We start from the raw sequence: 18,008 nt of genomic DNA, 5'->3' as shown, positions 1-18,008 counted from the left end.
CTGGTTTCCGCGGGCGCAAAGCGTTCTAATCGCCGCTTGTTCTTACGTAGCACGTCGCGTCGCCCAAGGAAGTACCCATGCGCGCCCTTTTTTTTGCCGCCCTGACGATGGTGGCCCTGCCGACCATGGCTGAAAAACTCACGATTGAACGCATCTTCGACGGCGGTAGTCTGGCTGGCGCCGCGCCGCGTGGCTTGCAGATCTCGCCGGACGGCAGCCGCGTCACGTTCTTGCGAGCGCGGCCCGATGACCAGTTCCAGCTGGATTTGTGGGAGTACCAGCTCAAGGACAACAAGACGCGCCTGCTGGTGGATTCCAAAAAGCTGGAGCCCAATGGCGAGCAGTTGTCCGACGCGGAGAAGGCGCGGCGCGAGCGCGAACGCACGGCAGGCTTGCACGGCATTGTGAGCTACCAGTGGTCGCCCGATGGCAAGCAGTTGCTGTTCCCGATCAACGGCAAGCTCTATGTCTACATGCTGGCGACGCCCAACGCGGCGCCTAAACAGCTGGAGGCGGGCGATGGCGTGATCGATCCAAAGATCTCGCCCAAGGGCCGCTATGTGTCCTATGTGCGCGAGCAGAATCTGTGGGTGATCGATCTCGCCAACGGCGAAGCCAGGCAGCTCACGCATGACGGCGGTGGCACCGTGCACAACGGCGAGGCGGAATTCGTCGCGCAGGAGGAAATGGATCGCAGCACCGGCTATTGGTGGGCGCCGGACGATTCGGCGATTGCCTTCGAGCGTTACGACGAAGCCAAGGTGCCGGTGACCAAGCGTACCGAGTTGTACGCCGATCACACCGATGTGATCGATCAGCGCTACCCCGCCGCCGGTACGCCCAACGTGGCGGTGAAGTTAGGGCTGGTATCGCCCACGGGAGGCCAGCCACGCTGGATCGACCTGGGCAAGGACCCGGACATCTATCTCACGCGTGTGAACTGGCTGCCCGACGGCAAGCACGTGACCTACCAGCGCATGCCGCGCAATCAGCAGCACCTCGACTTGCGCCTGGTGGATGCCAGGACGCTGGCGCAGCGCACGCTGCTGACCGAAACCAGCGACACGTGGATCAACCTCAACGACGACCTCACCTTCCTCAAAGACGGCAAGAGCTTTCTGTGGGGCAGCGAGCGCAGCGGCTATCACCACCTGTATCTATACAGCCTCGACGGCAAGCTCAAGCACGCGGTGAGCGAAGGTGACTGGCCCATCGACGGCCTGCTGGCGGTGAACGAACACACGGGCACGGTCTATGTCAGCTCCAACAAGGACGCGGTGCCGGAGCGGCAGGTCTATGGCCTCAGACTCGATGGCAGCAACGCCAAGGCACCCGTGCGCATCAGCCAGGGCGCAGGCACGCACACGGCGACGTTCGCACCGGATGGCAGCTTCTACCTGGATAACTTCTCCAGTGCGGATACGCCGCCGCAGGTCAGCCTGCACAAGCCTGACGGTAGTCTCGTCACGTGGATCGAGCCGAACAAACTCGACGAGAAGCATCCGTATTGGCCGTATCGCGACAGCCTGATCAAGCCCGAATTCGGCACGCTCAAGGCCGCCGACGGACAGACGCTGTACTACCGTCTCTACAAGCCCGCTGGCTTCGATCCGAACAAGAAGTACCCGGTGTTCGACATGTACTACGGCGGCCCGCATGCGCAGCTGGTGACCAATGCCTGGGGCGACTACTTCAACCAGTACATGGCCAATCAGGGCTTCGTGGTGTTCACCCTGGACAACCGTGGCATGGCACGGCGCGGTCGCCAGTTCGAGAATCCCATCTACCAGCAGCTCGGCGCGGCCGAGGTGGACGACCAGCTCGTCGGCATCCACTGGCTGAAGTCGCAACCCTGGGTCGATGGCAAGCACATCGGGGTGTTCGGCTGGAGCTACGGCGGCTACATGACCACCATGATGCTTTCCAAGGCGTCGAATGAACTGGCTGGTGGCGTGGCGGTGGCACCGGTCACCAACTGGCGCCTGTACGACACGTTCTATACCGAGCGCTACCTCGGCCGGCCACAGGACAACGACGCCGGCTACACCCGCAGTTCGCCGTTGGCCTGGCTCGATGGACTCACCAGCAAGCTGTATCTGGTGCACGGCATGGCCGATGACAACGTACTGTTCCTCAACTCGACCGAGCTGATGGCCGAGTTGCAGAAGCGCGGCACGCAGTTCCAGTTCATGGCCTACCCCGGTGCCAAGCATGGTTTGAACCTGCCGGGGCAACGCAGCCACGTGTATCACCTGATCGAGAATTTCTTTCAGCAGCAGGTGAAGGGGGCGATGGTGCCGGTGGCACCGAAGGCTCCCGTAGCGCAGCCAGCGGCTGCGGCCACGGTGCGGTAACCCGCTTTTCGCCCGTCATTCCGGCGCAGGCCGGAATCCAGCAGCGTCAGTGGCGGGTTATCGCGATAATCGACAGGGTTTCTGGCTTCATCGCGAAAACCTGGCCGTGCCGAAACTGGATTCCGGCCTGTGCCGGAATGACGGTCAGGGAAACTCGTCGCGATCCCATGTTCTGTGCCAAAAAAAGGCCGCCCTGAGGGCGGCCTTTTCGTTCAACTCAACAGCAAGCTCAGTGCGCGTGCCCCACGCCCGAATCGCCCTGCTCCAGCGGCGGCGGCGTGCCGGCCACGGCCAACAGCGATGTGGCGTAGCCGTCCTCGATGCTGACGGTGGAGACTTCATCCCACGCGAAGAACGATGCTTCGCGCAGCCACTCTGCGTCCGGCGAAATCTCCTGCATGTTGAAGCCGTCTTCCTCGACGCTGATCAGGCGGCCGATGTAACAGACCTCTGCCTCGTCTTCGCTGTCCACATGCACGCCGATCACCGGTGCCTGCGCGGCAGCCGCCTGGATCACGCTGCGGATGTCGTCCAGCGGGAAGCCCCGCGGGGTTCGTGGCATCAGGTGCTTCAGGGTGAGCGCCTTCTCCATGAAGGGCGCGTGTTTGTCCGGCGCCTCCAGTTCGGAGACGTCGCGGTGACGCATCACATACATGCCGTCATAAGTGATGCCGTCACCAACCACCCACAGCAAAAAGAATTCACGGCCCACACCGCCCACGTAACCGCAGAAGCTGCCGTGTTCGAGTTCGCCGCGCCACAACCGGATCAGCTGGTGCTGTTGCTGCGCTTCGCGCAGCTGGGCCCGCTGGCCGGTGGTCTTCAGTTCAATCACATTTCCCATGGGTGCAATTTTAACAGCCCGGGGCTGACCCCTTGTTTACAGGATGTAACGGCTCAAATCCTCGTCCTTGACCAGCGTTCCGAGGTTTTTATCGACATATTCGGCGTCAATCAGGTAATTTTCGCCGGATTTGTCAGCAGCTTCGTAGGAGATCTTCTCCAGCAGGCGCTCCATGACCGTGTGCAGCCGGCGGGCGCCGATGTTCTCGGTCCGCTCGTTTACCTGGAACGCCACCTCGGCCAGGCGGTCGACGCCCGTTTCGGTGAAGTTGACGGTGACGCCCTCCGTACCGAGCAACGCGACGTACTGCTTGGTCAAGGCGTTATGTGGCTCACGAAGGATGCGTTTGAAGTCGTCGACGGACAGCGCCGACAACTCCACGCGGATCGGCAGGCGACCCTGCAACTCGGGAATCAGGTCCGACGGCTTGGCCAGAGAGAACGCACCGGAGGCGATGAACAGCATGTGGTCGGTCTTGATCGGACCGTACTTGGTCGACACCGTCGAACCTTCCACCAGCGGCAACAGATCGCGCTGCACGCCTTCGCGGCTCACGCCCGCGCCACCAAATTCGGAGCGCTGGGCGACCTTGTCGATTTCGTCGATGAAGACGATGCCGTTCTGCTCGGCGGCCTGCATGGCCTGGGCGCGCACTTCTTCCTCATTGAGTAGCTTGGCGGCTTCTTCCTCGATCAGCATCGGGCGGGCTGCCTTGATGGCGAGCTTGCGCTGCTGCGTCTTGGCGCCGCCGATGTTCTGGAACATCTGGCGCAGCTGCTGGCCCATCTCCTCCATGCCCGGCGGCGACATGATTTCCACGCCGACGTTCATGGCGAAATCGAGTTCGATCTCGCGATCGTCCAGCGCGCCTTCGCGCAGCTGCTTGCGCAGCTTTTGCCGCGTGTCGCTCTGCTCGGCGCTCGGGGCTGCGTCGTGGGTCCAGTCTGAGGGTGTCTGGCGGCGCGGCAGCAGCGCGTCGAGGATGCGGTCCTCGGCGCGATCTTCGGCTTGCGTGCGCACGCGCTTCATGGCTTGCTCGCGGGTGAGCTTGTAAGCCACATCCGCCAGGTCGCGCACGATGGATTCGACGTCCTTGCCGACATAGCCCACCTCGGTGAACTTGGTGGCTTCCACCTTCACGAACGGCGCGTTGGCCAGCGTGGCGAGGCGGCGGGCAATTTCGGTCTTGCCCACGCCGGTGGGGCCGATCATCAGGATGTTCTTGGGCGTGACTTCGTCGCGCATGGTCGGCTCGAGCTGCATGCGGCGCCAGCGGTTGCGCAGCGCAATGGCCACGGCGCGCTTGGCGTCGTGCTGGCCAATGATGTAGCGGTCGAGTTCGTTGACGATTTCGCGGGGTGTCAGTTCGGACATGGGGTCACCGGGAAAGTAGTTTTCTGACCGTCGCTCCGGCGGGTTCGACCGGCCGGGATGACGGATTCAAGCAGCCGTCGCGCCTCGCGCTTACAGCTCCTCGATGGTGGTGTTGTGGTTGGTGTAGATGCAGATGTCGCCGGCAATCTTCAGCGCACGCTCGACAATGGCGCGCGGATCCAGATCGGTGTTCTCCATCAATGCCAGCGCCGCGGACTGTGCGTAGGGGCCACCCGAGCCAATGGCGATCAGGCCGTGCTCGGGCTCCAGTACGTCGCCGTTACCCGAGATCAGCAGCGAGGCCTCCTTGTCGGCCACGGCGAGCATGGCTTCCAGGCGGCCCAGGCGACGGTCGGTGCGCCATTCCTTGGCCAGCTCCACGGCAGAGCGGGTGAGGTTGCCGCCGTGCTTGTCCAGCTTTTGCTCGAACAGCTCAAACAGGGTGAAAGCGTCGGCGGTAGCGCCGGCGAAACCTGCCAGCACGTCGCCCTTGCCCAGGCGGCGAATCTTGCGGGCGTTAGCCTTCATCACCGTGTTGCCAAGGGTGACCTGGCCGTCCCCGCCGATCACGACGCGCCCGTTGCGGCGCACCGAGACGATGGTGGTGGCGTGAAAGGATTCCATGGGGGACTCCGTAAAGCGTAAAGAGTGAATTCGCCAGAGGTGGGGCCCGGGGGCGCGGAAACCAAGGAGCCAGGAGCGAGTGGAGAGGCGTGAGAAGTGACAGGCGTGCCCGCTGGCGGACCCCGTCACTCTCACTTCTCACGCCTCTTCACTCACTCCTCACCTGGTCATTTGCGCTTCGCCCGCGGATGCGCGGCGTCGTACACCCGCGCCAGATGCTGGAAGTCCAGATGCGTGTAGATCTGCGTGGTAGCGATATCGGCGTGCCCCAGCAGCTCCTGCACCGCACGCAAATCGCCGGACGATTCCAGCATGTGGCTGGCGAAGGTGTGGCGCAGCAAATGCGGATGCACGCGCTTGGGCAGACCTTGCTGCAACGCCAGCGTCTTCATGCGCATCTGCACAGTGCGGGGGTTGATCGGAGCGCCGCCGCGTCCTTTGAACACGGGTTGTTCGGGAACCATGCCTTCGGCTTCGCCCAGCGCGCGCAACGCAGTGATCGCATGGCGGCCCACCGGCACGATACGTGTCTTGCTGCCCTTACCCAGCACGCGCACTTCACCGGCATGCAGATCGAGGTCTATCCAGCGCAGGCCGGTGAGTTCCGATAAACGCAGGCCGGAGGAATAGAACAGTTCCATCATCGCGCGATCGCGCAGATTCAGCGCACCCTCGCCCTGCGCTTCCACCAGCGAGGTGGCTTCGTCGACATCGAGCACTTGCGGCAGCTTGCGATGCACCTTGGGGCCGCGCACGCCAGCCAGCGGATCGTGGGCGAGCAAACCCTCGCGAGTCAGCTGGCGGAACAGGCTGCGGCATGAGGAGAGCAACCGCTGCAGACTCTTGGGCGACAGGCCGCCGCGATGTTCGGCGGCCACGAAACTGCGCATACGATTGGGTTCGAGAGCGTCAAAGCTGGCGATGCCCTGCGCTTCCATCCAACGCAACAGCTTGGCCAGGTCACGGCGATAACCCTCCACCGTGTGCGCGGAAGCCTGGCGTTCGCTGGTAAGGCGCGTGAGCCAGGCGTCAACCTGTGACTGCAGGGAAGACGACATGGCGTGCGCGCTTACATGCCTTCTTGCGAACGGCGCAGCGCGGCGGTCACGGTGGCGGAGATCATCTTGAGGAACACCGTACCCATGCCAGGCTGGAAGTGATCCGGGTCGCCGCTGCCGATGGCAAGAATGCCGAATTCGCCCAGCGGCATGACGGCCGTTGAGCGGATCTCGGGCGCGTGGTCGCCGAACAGCCGGTACAACCGCTCCGCTGACAGGCGCCCGGACACCGGCTCGTGATGGGCAAGAAACTCCGCGAACTCCGGCACTGCCGTGCGGCCGCCCGGCACATGCACCAGCCAGTCGGCGGGCGGCAGGCCGATGGGGCCGAACAGCATCAAGCGCACCTGATCGGTCTGGAAATCTTCGGAAAGGCGGGCCACCACGCTGCGGGCTGCCACGGCAGGCGTGGTCGCCCGCAGTACGGCGAGGTTGAGCTCGTGCACACGCTGCATCAGCCGCTCGTTCTCGGCGGCGATGGCGATCAGGCCGGCGAGCTGGCGCTCCAGATCGGCGTTCTTCTCGCGCAGGCTTTGCAACTGATAGACAGCCAGCGAAGCGACTGGACCCTGTTCGCGCGGCAGCGTGAGCTGCGCGGCAAGGTCGGGATAATCGCTGAGAAATTCCGGATGACGGCGCAAGTACGCCGCCACGTCGCTGGCATGGAGGGTATCGGCGAGTGCGGGGTCGGACATGCGTGGCTTACCTCAGCAGAGTCGATGCGTCGCGGGGCCGAGTGTGCGATGCCCGGGTGCCGGGTTTCAATGCGCTGACCCCAGCCATTCACCTTCAAACGCGAAAGCTGCCGGTCCGGTCATCCACAGGGTATGGCCTGGCCCGGCCCAGTCGATGGTCAGCGTGCCGCCCGGCAAAGTGACCTGCACGCGGTCATCCACCTCACCCCAACGGTGCAGCACCGCCATCGCGGCGCAGGCGCCGGTACCGCAGGCCAGTGTCCAGCCGCTGCCGCGCTCGTGCACGCGCAACCGCAACTGGCCGCGGCCGATCTTCTGCACGAAGCCGGTATTGGCCCCTTCCGGGAGGCGCTCGTGCGTGGTCAACAGGGGGCCGAGCCGGTACAGCGAGGGCGCCTGCACGTCGGGAACCAGCACTACAGCATGCGGGTTGCCCATTGATACGGACCCGATCTCCAGCGTCTCGCCGCCCACCTCGATGGCGTAGCGGTCGGCCTCTGCATCGGCGCGCAACGGAATGCGCGAGGGCTCAAACACCGGCACGCCCATATCCACCGTGACCTCGAGCGGGCCCGAAAGGCGTACCGTCACCGGACCGGAAGGGCTTTCCAACCGAACCGTGTCCCCGATGGCCAGTTCACCGGCGCGATGCAGCCAGGCCGCCACGCAGCGCACGCCATTGCCGCACTGCCCCGACGGCGAGCCGTCGGCATTCCAGATGCCGTAATAAAACGCGCACGAGGCATCGCGCGGCGGCTCGATGCTGATCAGCTGATCAAAACCGACGCCGGTGTGGCGGTCCGCGATATCGCGGATCTGCGCCTCGTTGAGCGGGAACGGGCGATGGCGGCAATCGACCATCACAAAGTCGTTGCCGATGCCATGCATTTTGGTGAAGGCGAGCTTCATCACATGAACTTGCCGCCGGTGATGCGGCTGTTGGCATCCAGTTCGGCGAAATAGCGGCTGTTATTGCTGCGGAACTCACGCGTGGCGACGGTGCCAGGCAGCACCAGCAACACGTCCGGATAGGTGGCACGGAACTGATCCGGCGTCGGATGCGTGGCGATAAAGGCATCAAACGCCTTCATGTCCGTCACGAACCCGTGCACAGCCGCCGGCGCGGTGGCAGCTGCCGATTGAACCGGTGCGGCCGCGGGTGTGGGCGTGGCTTTGGCCATGTAGAGCGGTCCCTTGTTGCCGCAACCGGCGAGCAGGGCGAGAACAGAGCACAGCGGAAGCAGTAGAAGAGATCGGCGCATGGCGTAGGGTTTCCGGCAGGAACGGGGCCAGTATAGGGAAGCCTCAAAAACGTGGCGAGCGAGGGCCTGTTCACACGATCCGTGTGGCCCGCGCCGGGAGCTTTTTGCCCGCCAGACAAGGAAGAGCGAGGAAGTGTATGTCGATTCACGCCCGAGCGATGACGCAGGATGGTGGGCAAAAAGACCCGGCCCTACGGGTTGCCTGTGCGTGGCCGCCATGCGGCAGCGCGCGGCTTGACCTGGCAACCAGCCAGGCCCTGCGCCACGCACTACCACCTGACGGCCACGGACAGGCAACGCGGGCTACACGGATCGTGTGAACAGGCCCTAGTGCTTGACCCCTGCCATCAGCCGTTATCATGCGGCTGACGCCGCAGCCGTGCGGTACGGAAGTAAGAACGACCAAAGATGGACTGGACTGCGCTGTTGCGCCTGCCCTCGACGATCCTGCTGATCCTGGCAGCGATCGCCATGATGTTTACCCTGGTTCAACTGGTGGCACTGCGCCAGCGCCTGCATGACGGGCGGCGGCTGGCGGCCGCGTTGCGCGCGCCGCTGTTGCTGCTGGCGTTCGCCCTCACCCTGGTACTGGCGGGTGCAGGCGTCGCCCTGCGCGGGTACCGGATGCTCACCGAAGAAACACCGGTGGTGGAGCTCGACGCGCGCATTCTTTCGCCGCAGCGCTGGGCGCTCACGCTGCACTGGCCCGATGGCGCCACGCGCGAGGTGTCGCTGGCGGGCGATGCCTGGCGCGTGGAGGCGGTGGTGTTGAAGTGGAAGACGCCGCTGCTGCCGCCGTTGTATCGCCTCGACCGCTTGTCTGGCCGTTACGATGATCCGGCCGACGAAGCGCACGCCTTGCGCACGGTGATCGATTTTCGCGAAGCCGGCCAGTTCGATCTGCTCGACCTGCACAAGCAATACCCGCGCTGGGTTCCCGACGTGGATGTGTTGTTTGGCAGCGGCGTGTATTTGCCCCTGGTTGACCAGGGGCATTACAGCGTGAGCCTGATGCGCACCGGCGCGCTGGTGGCGCGGCCGGATGAGGCTACGCAACAGAAGATTGCGCAGCCGTTCTGATCAGGCGATCGAGTAGCCACCGTCAACGAGAAGGCCGTGGCCCGAGACGAATGACGCATCGTCCGACGCAAGAAAAGCCACCACGTTGGCCACTTCCTCAGCGGAGCCAGCGCGGCCCGGCACGGTCGATGCGGCGAAGGCGTTCTTGGCTTCCGTGCTCGGCCAGACACGATCCTGAAACGGCGTGTCGATGATGCCGGGGTTGACGGCATTGACCCGAATACCTTGTTTGAAGAGCTCGATCGATGCGGTCTTGGTCAGACCAAGCACGGCATGCTTGCTGGCGATATAGAGCGCCGCGTTGGCAAAGCCGATGACGCCGCCCATCGATGCGTTGTTGATAATGACGCCGCTGCCCTGGGCCAGCATGGCCTTGGCCTCATGCTTCATCGACCAGAACACACCGCGGACGTTGGCGTTGAAGATGGTGTCGTAAACATCATTGGACTGATCGACGAACGGTGTGAACTCACCCTCGGTGCCCGCGTTGTTGAAGGCGACGTCGATGCGTCCATAAGTGTTGATCGTCTGGGCCACCAGGTTAATGACGTCCTGCTCGACGTTGATGTCGGCGGTCACGGCAGTGGCGTCGTTGCCCTCGCGCCGGATCTCGTCGGCCAGGGTTTCAATGTCCGTTTTGCGCCGGGCGCTGACGACGACCCTGGCGCCGCGGCGCGCGAGCTCGACGGCTGCGGCGCGGCCGATGCCCGAGCTGGCCCCGGTCACCAGAGCGACCTTCCCGGTAAGCGTCCTGTTTGAGCTATGTGCGTTCACATTAATCTCCATAATCAATGAGTTGTCACAGATCGGCGGGCAGGAGCTTCAGCCCGGCCTCGTCGTTGGGCGGCATTCTGCTCAGGGATACTGTTGCGATAAAGTAGGCAATATCGAATTCAGTGATGATTGGAATTCATCAATGGAAAACGCCGAGCTGAGCGAGCTTGCGGTATTCGCTGCGGTCGCCAGACACCGGAGCTTTCGTCACGCCGCTACCGAGCGGGGTACGTCGGCCTCGGCGATCAGTCATGCCATCCGGAACCTCGAATCGAGAGTCGGGGTGCGCCTGTTTCATCGCACCACGCGCAGCGTGTCGCTGACGGAAGCCGGCGAACGGCTGTTCGCTCGCGTTGAGCCTGCGCTTATCGACATGCGCGCGGCGGTTGATGCGTTGAACGCCTTTCGCGCAACGCCTTTCGGAACCATTCGATTGAATGTTCCCAACTCGCTCGCCCCTTATGTACTTGGCAACGTCATGCCAGCGCTGCTTGCCAACAACCCGGGCCTGAAACTCGACGTTGTAGCCACCGATTCGCTGGTAGACATCGTGGAAGGCGGCTTCGACGCCGGCATTCGCTTTGGTGAGCGTCTTTCCCAGGACATGATCGCGGTCCGGATCAAACCGGCATTCCGCTTCTGCGTGGTGGGATCCCCCCGCTATTTCGAGAAGAAGCCTGCTCCCATCACGCCACAGGATCTGCGCGGGCATGACTGCATTCGCTATGCCTTCCCTAGCGGCGCTCTTCTCCACTGGGAGTTCGCCAAGAAAGGCGAGGCCGTTCAAGTGGAGGTCGACGGACCTCTGACCGTGGATAGCCAGGAGTTGATGGTGGACGCGGCAGCGCGAGGGATTGGGCTCGCCTACGTATGGGAGGATCGCGCCGCTCCCTATGTGGCCGACGGCCGATTGCAGTACTGCCTGGACGACTGGCGTAGCCCCGGCGAGAGCCTCTTCCTCTACTTCCCCAGCCGAAAGCACCAGTCGGCAGGTCTCAGGGCACTCGTCGACCTTATGAGGGCTTAGCCTTCGTCGGCACCTTGTCCTGGCCGGTGCCTCAACGTCTCAGTCCAGGGTCTTCTCATAGCGCCAAGCATCGGCGCCGTCGCCGTAGTAGCGCTTGTATTCGCCGATGCGCTGATAGCCCAGCCGCTCGTACAACCGGATGGCCTCGTCGTTGCCGGCGCGTACTTCCAGGCGCAGCGCCTTGCAGCGGCGCCGGCGACTGGCCTGCTCAGCCGCTTCCAACAGGGCTGAGCCCACGCCCTTGCCGCGTGCTTCGGCCCGGGTGGCGATCGAATACAGTCGAGCCACCTGCGCGCCTTTGCGGAAAAACACCACAGCGGTGCCGAGAAAGCGCCGGTGATTGGCGCTGGCCACCAGCACCTGTGCAGTTTCGCTGTCCAGATGGCGGCGGTACTGCGCCCGGCTCAGGCGGTCGGTGGCGAAGCTGCTCTCTTCAAGCGCAACCAGGTCGTCGAGATCGGAAAGTTCGGCTCGGCGCACGCGTACAGCGGCGGTCGCGGGCATGGGGGTCATCAGTGGCAGTCCGATGGCGCGCAGTGAAACAAGCGGCGCACTTTAGTCCCCGTACCCCTCGGGGACAACGATGACTTTTGGCGCGTTTAACCCACCTTCAGTGCCGGTGCTTGTGCCTCGCGCTTCATGTGCCAAACTCCGCCCCTTGCGCTGTGCCGCCCCGTTCCCCCGCGTGACGACACTCCTCGGTTCCATTAAACAGAGGTGTCATGACCCGGCTCGTCCTTGTTGTCGAGAAGGCCTCCGACTGGAGTGTCTACTACCCGTCCGCAGACGTGGTCACCGCGATGGATTACCTGCGCGAACCTGTCGGCGTCGACGACGAGCGCACGCACGTCATCAACCTGTGCCGCAGCTACAAATACCTGGGCGCCGGCTATTACGTGTCGCTGCTGGGCGAAGCGCGCGGACATCGCGTGATGCCGTCGGTGCGCACGGTGAACGACCTGCGTCGCCGCTCGCTGTACGGTCTGGAGATCGAAGACCTCAGCGCCAAGCTCACGCACTTTCTGCCTGCCGGCGGCCGCGACACCACCGACTTCGGCATTCTTGTCTACTTTGGGCAGACGGCCCACCCGGCGTTGCAGGATCTTGCGCGCCAGGTCTTTGAAATGTTTCCCTGCCCGCTGCTGCGCATCGAGTTCGAGCGCGACCGCGTGTGGCAGATCAGCGCCATCAAGCCGGTCGGGTTGCACACGCTCGACGATGCGCAGGAAGACGCCTTTGCCGAAGAGCTGGATCGCTTCAGCAAAAAGCTGTGGCGCAAACCCAAGGCGCGCAAGCAGTTCCGCTACGACATCGCCATGCTGGTCGATCCGAACGAGGCCATGCCGCCATCGAACAAAAAGGCGCAGAAGCTGTTCATTGCGGCGGGCAAGGAACTGGGCATCGAAGTCGATCCCATTGGCAAGAACGATTACCAGCGTCTGGCCGAGTACGACGGCCTGTTCATCCGCGAAACCACGGCCAGCGACAACCACACCTACCGCTTCGCGCATCGCGCAGAGAAGGAAGGCATGGTGGTGATGGATGACCCTACCTCGATCCTGCGCTGCACGAACAAAATCTTCCTCAACGACCTGATGGTGTCGCGCAAGCTGGCGGTGCCGCGCACCGAGATCCTCTATCGCGACGATGCGAAGGGGTTGCGGGAGCTATCGGAAAAGCTTGGCTATCCGCTGGTGCTGAAGATTCCCGACGGTTCGTTCTCGCGTGGCGTGGTGAAAGTGGAAGACGAAGCGGCGCTCGCCAAGGCCACCACGGAACTGTTTCAGCACAGTGCGCTGTTGCTGGCGCAGGAATTCGTCTTCACTGAGTTCGACTGGCGCATCGGTGTGCTCAACAACGAGCCGCTGTATGCCTGCAAATACTTCATGTCGCGCGGCCACTGGCAGATCTACAACCACGGCGCGAAAGGCGCGTCGAAAACCGGTGATTCGGAAACGCTGCCCATCGAGAAGGCGCCGGCCGACGTGGTGAAGCTGGCGCTCAAGGCCACGCAGGCCGTGGGCGATGGCCTCTATGGTGTGGATATCAAGCGCGTTGGCGATAAGCCGGTGATGATCGAGGTGAACGACAACCCCTCCATCGATCATGGCGTGGAAGACCAGCACCTCGGTGACGCGCTATATCTCCGGATCATGCAGGAGTTCCTGCGGCGCATGGAGCGCAAGCGCTCTGGTGCGGCCGACTGACATGTGGGAGCGCACCCTGTGCGCGACCACCATCTATCTATTCGTTGGTGTGGCAAGTGGGGTGATTCCGGCAGTCCGTCCCTGAACTGCCGTCACGCGGGCGCGGTCCATCGCGCCGCTCCAGCGAGGTGCCCAGCCATCCCAGGCCATCGCGGAGCCCCACGCCGCGACATGCCTGTCGCGGCATCCACTGCCAAGTGAATTCGTCAGTTCCAGATCAGTTGCGAAGCGCTGCGGCGGCGGGGGCGTACCCACAGGCCGAACAGCTGGCGCGGCAGCGCCGGTTCAAGCGCCAACAGCACCACCAGCGGTGCGCCCACCAGCCAGAACGCCGGTGTCCAGCCGAGGGCGTCCGTATGGGCGGGCACCAGCGTGGTCAACAGCGACACAGCGCCCCCCAGCAGCCACAACAACGCAGCGCCGAGCAGACGTTCGTGATGGGTGATACGGGCGTTGGTGCGCATCGGGCAGGTCCGTTGATGTCGATGGGCACAGCGTGCCGCGGCCCGATCTCAAAACCTGCGATGGCGCGCCGCGGCTGGTCTCCGAAGGCTAAAATGGCCGAAGCGGCGGTACCGGAACCCGCCCATTGCGACATCGAAAACCACAGGAGCGCGCATGAGTGCAGGAAACTTCGCGGTGTTTGGCCACCCCATCAGCCATTCGCTGTCGCCGCAGATCCATCAGGCCTTTGCCCGTCAGTTCGGGCTGGAGCTGGAGTACCGCACCATCGACGCCGCACCGTCGGACTTCGTCTCGGCCGTGCGCGAATTCTTTGCGGCCGGTGGCCGCGGCGCCAACGTCACGCTGCCGCACAAGGCCAGCGCTTTCGCGCTGGCGGATGAGGTCAGCGCCACCGCGCGTCGTTCCGGCAGCGCCAATGTGCTCACGGCCTTGCCCGGTGGCCGTATCGCCGCGCACAACACCGACGGCGACGGCATGGTGCGGGATATCACCGAACGTCATAGCGTGGATCTGCGCGGCCACACGGCGTTGCTGCTCGGCGCGGGCGGCGCAGCACACGGCGCGGCCTGGGCGTTGCTCGATGCTGGCGTGGAAACACTGACCATCGTCAATCGCACGCCGGAAACCGCCGATGCGCTGGCCGATGCCATCGGTGACCCGGCTCGCGCACACACGCGCTACTGGGAAGATCTGGCTGACCTCGGCGCGTTCGACCTCATTCTCAACGCCACTTCGGCAGGCGTGCTCGGCAAGTCGCTGGATCTGCCTTTCGCCATCGTTGGCAACCGTGCGCTGTGCTACGACCTCTCGTACGGCAAGGCGGCACTGAGCTTTCTCGCATGGGCACGTACGGCAGGCGCCCGCTACGCCTTCGACGGTCTTGGCATGCTGGTGGAAACGGCGGCTGATGCCTTCGAACTCTGGCACGGCAAGCGCCCCGACACCGAGCCGGTCTATATCGAGTTGCGCAAGCAATACAGCTGAGTGCCTGACGCGTCGGTGCGGCCTTCAACGATGAGTGCGTTGAAGGCCGTCTCTCGTCAGAAGCGCCGGTGGACGCAAGCCACTCACAGATGCAGCGTGGCCGACAACAGCATGGGTTGATCAGCGTGCCCATTGGGCGCGGTGAATTCGTAGATCCATCGGTACTGCAGCTCGACGTTGCTACCCATCCAATGGGTGCTCCAGCTCACCTGCGGGCCCACGCCCATGGCGAGACCGCCCATGTTGCTGTAGTTCGGTGATCGTCCGGCCATGGTGTTGGGGTTCGTATACAGTTGCTGGATCGCCGCTGCTACGCCGCCAAATCCCCACCCGTTGGGGTTCCGCTCCATCACGACGGCTTCAATCCGCCCTACTGCGCCGTTCTGATAATCCTCAACGGACTTTCTGGAGAACGTGCCCACGGCCACGATGGTCGAGGACTCGACATCAGGCGACGAAAGCACCTTGGTGTAAGCGACCTTGGGCGTAACGCTCCAGACATTGGCGCCGGCGTAGACATAGCGGCCATGCTGAAAACTCATGGTTGGCGCCGAGACGCCCATGGAGAAGGCAAGACGGTCGGTCTGGTTGATGTGATAGCTGGCAACCACGGGCGCAAAGGCGACGTTGCCGCTACCGATGTCGCCCACTTGCTGATGGGCGGTCCACGACGCCGCCTCAACGCTCGCAGGCGTCGATGGCACACCCTCAGGGACGGTCATCTGCGAACCGAAACTCCAGCGGCCCAGCGAGGGCCCCCACGCATGAAAGCTGCTGACGGTGGGGAACATGGAGACGCTGTTGAGCGCGCCAGCGGTGAAGTTGGCATCGGCCATCTGTGCTGCTTGCGCGGAGGGTCCGGCGGCGTAGGCCATGCGGCTTTGCCAGGAGAGCCCCTGACTGGATGACGCCAGGCCCGCATAAGACGACACCGGCGGTCCCATTGACGAAGGCCCGCCGCCGTCCTCGGCAGCAAGCGTTGACCCTGACCACGCCATAACGGCCAGCGACGCCGTGGCTGCAGCCATCCACCATGCGCACATGGCGATGCCCTCGACAGGAAAAAGTTTGATTCCACCTATGTACTTCTACGCAACGCCGGAAAGACAACCAGCGTTCGGACCGCAGAAAAGGCAGCGTGCATACTGCGCGGCCAATCCACCTTTCTTGCGGGCGGTGCTCCCATCCCGGACGGCCATTAAGACACAGTGATCGTCAATCCGTCGTGCATAAGGTTCTTAAGCGCGCGTGACGGTCTCTTCACACTGCCCATCACAAAACAGGTCGATACAGCCGGCCCGGGGCATTTGGACGTCCATACCAAACGCCGCCGTGTTAGCGTGCGCGGCGCGGGGGGCTCATTGCGGGGAGAAAGTTGCCATGGTGCCTGAAGGGTTCGTTCGCTATCGCCTCACGACAGGCGCGTTGCTGATCGCGTTGACGGCTGGGTTTGCGGCGCAAGTCCATGCTGATCCGGTCATCGGCTCCATGAATGTCGTGACGGCCGACCCTGGTGTGCCACGACCTCCCGGCCAACCCTGCGTGGTGACGTTGTTCAATAACCTGGCCTTCGATGACTTCCAATCGCGTCCCTATAGCTACGCACCGCCGACGGCTTGCACCGGCGCATGGGCCAAAGTCGTTCTGGAGGCGGACTTCTCGGTGACGGCCGGCCGCCAGTACGACCGCACCGCCACGTTATGGCTCGGTGGCGTGAACCTGTACTTCGGCACCACGCAGGAACCGTCACGCACCGTATCGCCCGCCTGGCACGTCGAGCGCGACCTGACGGATTACACGGCATTGCTACGTCTGCCGAGCCTGGGGCAGGCGGTTATCGGCAATCTGGTGAACAGCACTTACACCGGTGTGATCCATGGCAGTGCCCGCTTGCTCTTCTACCCCGCGACGGCGCGGGCGCGGGCGGCCGAAGCGCCGGATGCGGTGTATCCCCTGGGCAGTGACCCGGTGGGCAGCACCACGTCACTGAACACGCCGAGCGACAAACTGGCCCGTACGCTTACGCTGCCGCGCAATGTGGAGCGGGCGTACCTCGATGTATTCACCCAGAGTCAGGGCAACGATGAGTTTTGGTACACCTGCGTGCCCAACGCGTATGCGACCGAAACCAACGACTGCGGTGGCGGCAATTTCCGCGAGGCGGAGATCAGCATCGACGGACAGCCAGCAGGCGTGGCGCCGGTTTATCCGTGGATCTACACCGGCGGCATCGATCCCTATCTGTGGCGCCCTACGCCCGGCGTACAAACACTGAACTTCATGCCGTACCGCGTCGACCTCACGCCGTTCGCGGGCCAGCTCAGTGATGGCAACCCGCATGAGGTCGCCGTGCAGGTAGCCGGTGCGAACCAGTACTTCTCGGCAACCGCCACCTTGTTGATCTATCGCGATGCACACGCGAAACAGGTCACCGGCCAGATCATCCGCAACACACTGGCCAGCCAGCCGGCGACACCCACGGTCACCAGCACGCTGGTGGCCGCCAGCAATGGCGATGTCTCCGGTGACGTCACCACCCAACTTGAGCGGCATTTTGTCATCGAGGGCTATGCGATGACGTCGCGTGGGCGTGTGACCAGTTCGGTGAGACAGACGGCAGGTTTCGAGGGCGTGCAGGACTTCACCATCAACGCAAGCACGTATCGTCAGCAAACCGGGCAGCGCAGCTGGGCCGAAAGCGTGAGTGAAAGCCGTGTGGGCAAGCTGCTTACGGTGGAGCGGCGCCAGCACGTCAGCTATCCGCTCACCATCGACTACAACCAGCAGGTGGCGAATGATGGCAGCAGCAGTGTGGCCACTACCGTGCATCAAGGCTACCGCCAGCATGACGACCATCGACTGTTTGGCATGACGTTGTATGCAGCCGACATCGACAACACGGTCGATAGCGCCGATACGCTGCAGTTTGACGCCAGCGGCAACCTGAGCAGCCACAGCGGACAGCAAAGCGCGCAGAAGTTCGCGTTCCGCGACACACTTGGCGGTTGCTATCGCACCGCGTTGACCACGCAGAGCGGTGCGCTTGCCAGCTACACGACAGGCAGCGGCTGCCCTGACGGCAACAACCGCGTGTCCTGGTTCGCTCACCCTGATGGTTCGCCCGACAGCAGCCTGTTGCCGGGCCGCTAAAGGTAAGTCGTGACGGTTCGTGCGCGGCGACGTGATGTGGCCGCGCGCGATCGACGTGACCGCAGGCAACATCTCCGCAACATGGTTCCTCTAAGCTTGCGCGCCCCGCC

General features: G+C 63.6%; 17 protein-coding genes. 6 read left to right on the top strand and 11 right to left on the bottom strand.

Going from position 1 to position 18,008, the window contains the following annotated elements:
• Window positions 1-77 precede the first annotated feature (77 nt).
• Window positions 78-2,354: a S9 family peptidase gene (locus OQE56_RS16155; RefSeq protein WP_267225678.1), complete on the top strand. Its 2,277-nt coding sequence runs from the start codon at window positions 78-80 to the stop codon at window positions 2,352-2,354.
• A 229-nt stretch (window positions 2,355-2,583) separates the two neighbouring features.
• Here OQE56_RS16155 and OQE56_RS16150 read toward each other — a convergent pair whose 3' ends face one another.
• From OQE56_RS16150 to lptM, 7 genes are all read right to left on the bottom strand, one after another.
• Entirely contained in the window at window positions 2,584-3,198 is a 615-nt protein-coding gene (locus tag OQE56_RS16150; protein WP_267225677.1) for a hypothetical protein, read from the bottom strand.
• A gap of 36 nt (window positions 3,199-3,234) precedes the next feature.
• Window positions 3,235-4,572, bottom strand: coding sequence for an ATP-dependent protease ATPase subunit HslU (gene hslU / locus OQE56_RS16145; RefSeq protein ID WP_267225676.1), 1,338 nt, complete (start codon window positions 4,570-4,572; stop codon window positions 3,235-3,237).
• 90 nt (window positions 4,573-4,662) lie between these two features.
• Window positions 4,663-5,196, bottom strand: coding sequence for an ATP-dependent protease subunit HslV (hslV, locus tag OQE56_RS16140; protein ID WP_267225675.1), 534 nt, complete (start codon window positions 5,194-5,196; stop codon window positions 4,663-4,665).
• A gap of 167 nt (window positions 5,197-5,363) precedes the next feature.
• Entirely contained in the window at window positions 5,364-6,254 is an 891-nt protein-coding gene (gene xerC / locus OQE56_RS16135; protein WP_267225674.1) for a tyrosine recombinase XerC, read from the bottom strand.
• An 11-nt stretch (window positions 6,255-6,265) separates the two neighbouring features.
• Window positions 6,266-6,949, bottom strand: coding sequence for a DUF484 family protein (locus tag OQE56_RS16130; RefSeq protein WP_267225673.1), 684 nt, complete (start codon window positions 6,947-6,949; stop codon window positions 6,266-6,268).
• Between the two features lie 66 nt (window positions 6,950-7,015).
• Window positions 7,016-7,858, bottom strand: coding sequence for a diaminopimelate epimerase (dapF, locus tag OQE56_RS16125; RefSeq protein WP_267225672.1), 843 nt, complete (start codon window positions 7,856-7,858; stop codon window positions 7,016-7,018).
• On the bottom strand, window positions 7,858-8,211 hold the full coding sequence (gene lptM / locus OQE56_RS16120; RefSeq protein ID WP_267225671.1) for an LPS translocon maturation chaperone LptM: 354 nt from the start codon (window positions 8,209-8,211) through the stop codon (window positions 7,858-7,860). Before lptM ends, dapF begins: the two co-directional genes overlap by 1 nt.
• A gap of 408 nt (window positions 8,212-8,619) precedes the next feature.
• Between lptM and OQE56_RS16115 the strand changes: the two genes are divergently transcribed.
• The gene (locus OQE56_RS16115; protein ID WP_267225670.1) at window positions 8,620-9,291 is read left to right on the top strand and encodes a hypothetical protein; all 672 of its coding nucleotides are present in this window, start codon (window positions 8,620-8,622) and stop codon (window positions 9,289-9,291) included.
• Here the strand turns inward: OQE56_RS16115 and OQE56_RS16110 are convergent, their stop codons facing one another.
• Window positions 9,292-10,017: an SDR family NAD(P)-dependent oxidoreductase gene (locus tag OQE56_RS16110; protein WP_267225669.1), complete on the bottom strand. Its 726-nt coding sequence runs from the start codon at window positions 10,015-10,017 to the stop codon at window positions 9,292-9,294.
• Here OQE56_RS16110 and OQE56_RS16105 point away from each other — a divergent pair.
• Window positions 9,995-11,092, top strand: a complete 1,098-nt coding sequence (locus OQE56_RS16105) for a LysR family transcriptional regulator (protein ID WP_267225668.1) — start codon at window positions 9,995-9,997, stop codon at window positions 11,090-11,092. The two genes, OQE56_RS16110 and OQE56_RS16105, sit on opposite strands and share 23 nt — an antisense overlap.
• A gap of 39 nt (window positions 11,093-11,131) precedes the next feature.
• On the opposite strand, the gene OQE56_RS16100 is transcribed toward OQE56_RS16105, so the two are convergent.
• Window positions 11,132-11,596 carry a GNAT family N-acetyltransferase gene (locus tag OQE56_RS16100; protein WP_425601639.1) on the bottom strand — a complete coding sequence of 155 codons (465 nt, stop codon included), beginning with the start codon at window positions 11,594-11,596 and terminating at the stop codon, window positions 11,132-11,134.
• Window positions 11,597-11,814: 218 nt separating this feature from the next.
• Here OQE56_RS16100 and OQE56_RS16095 point away from each other — a divergent pair, with 218 nt between their 5' ends.
• Window positions 11,815-13,299, top strand: a complete 1,485-nt coding sequence (locus OQE56_RS16095; protein ID WP_267225666.1) for a RimK family protein — start codon at window positions 11,815-11,817, stop codon at window positions 13,297-13,299.
• Window positions 13,300-13,505: 206 nt separating this feature from the next.
• Here the strand turns inward: OQE56_RS16095 and OQE56_RS16090 are convergent, their stop codons facing one another.
• Window positions 13,506-13,763: a hypothetical protein gene (locus OQE56_RS16090; protein WP_267225665.1), complete on the bottom strand. Its 258-nt coding sequence runs from the start codon at window positions 13,761-13,763 to the stop codon at window positions 13,506-13,508.
• A 154-nt stretch (window positions 13,764-13,917) separates the two neighbouring features.
• Between OQE56_RS16090 and aroE the strand changes: the two genes are divergently transcribed.
• A complete protein-coding gene (gene aroE / locus OQE56_RS16085) occupies window positions 13,918-14,748 on the top strand; it encodes a shikimate dehydrogenase (protein WP_267225664.1) in 831 nt (276 codons plus the stop codon).
• Window positions 14,749-14,831: 83 nt separating this feature from the next.
• On the opposite strand, the gene OQE56_RS16080 is transcribed toward aroE, so the two are convergent.
• Window positions 14,832-15,791, bottom strand: a complete 960-nt coding sequence (locus OQE56_RS16080) for a transporter (protein ID WP_267225663.1) — start codon at window positions 15,789-15,791, stop codon at window positions 14,832-14,834.
• Window positions 15,792-16,128: 337 nt separating this feature from the next.
• Here OQE56_RS16080 and OQE56_RS16075 point away from each other — a divergent pair, with 337 nt between their 5' ends.
• A complete protein-coding gene (locus tag OQE56_RS16075; protein ID WP_267225662.1) occupies window positions 16,129-17,898 on the top strand; it encodes a peptide-N4-asparagine amidase in 1,770 nt (589 codons plus the stop codon).
• The last annotated feature ends 110 nt before the right edge of the window (window positions 17,899-18,008 follow it).

The sequence above is a fragment of the Dyella silvae genome (assembly GCF_026421305.1).
In the GTDB taxonomy this organism is placed as follows: Bacteria; Pseudomonadota; Gammaproteobacteria; order Xanthomonadales; family Rhodanobacteraceae; genus Dyella; species Dyella silvae.
Note: the sequence above shows the minus strand (reverse complement) of the source record. Positions and strands in the feature narration are given on the sequence as shown.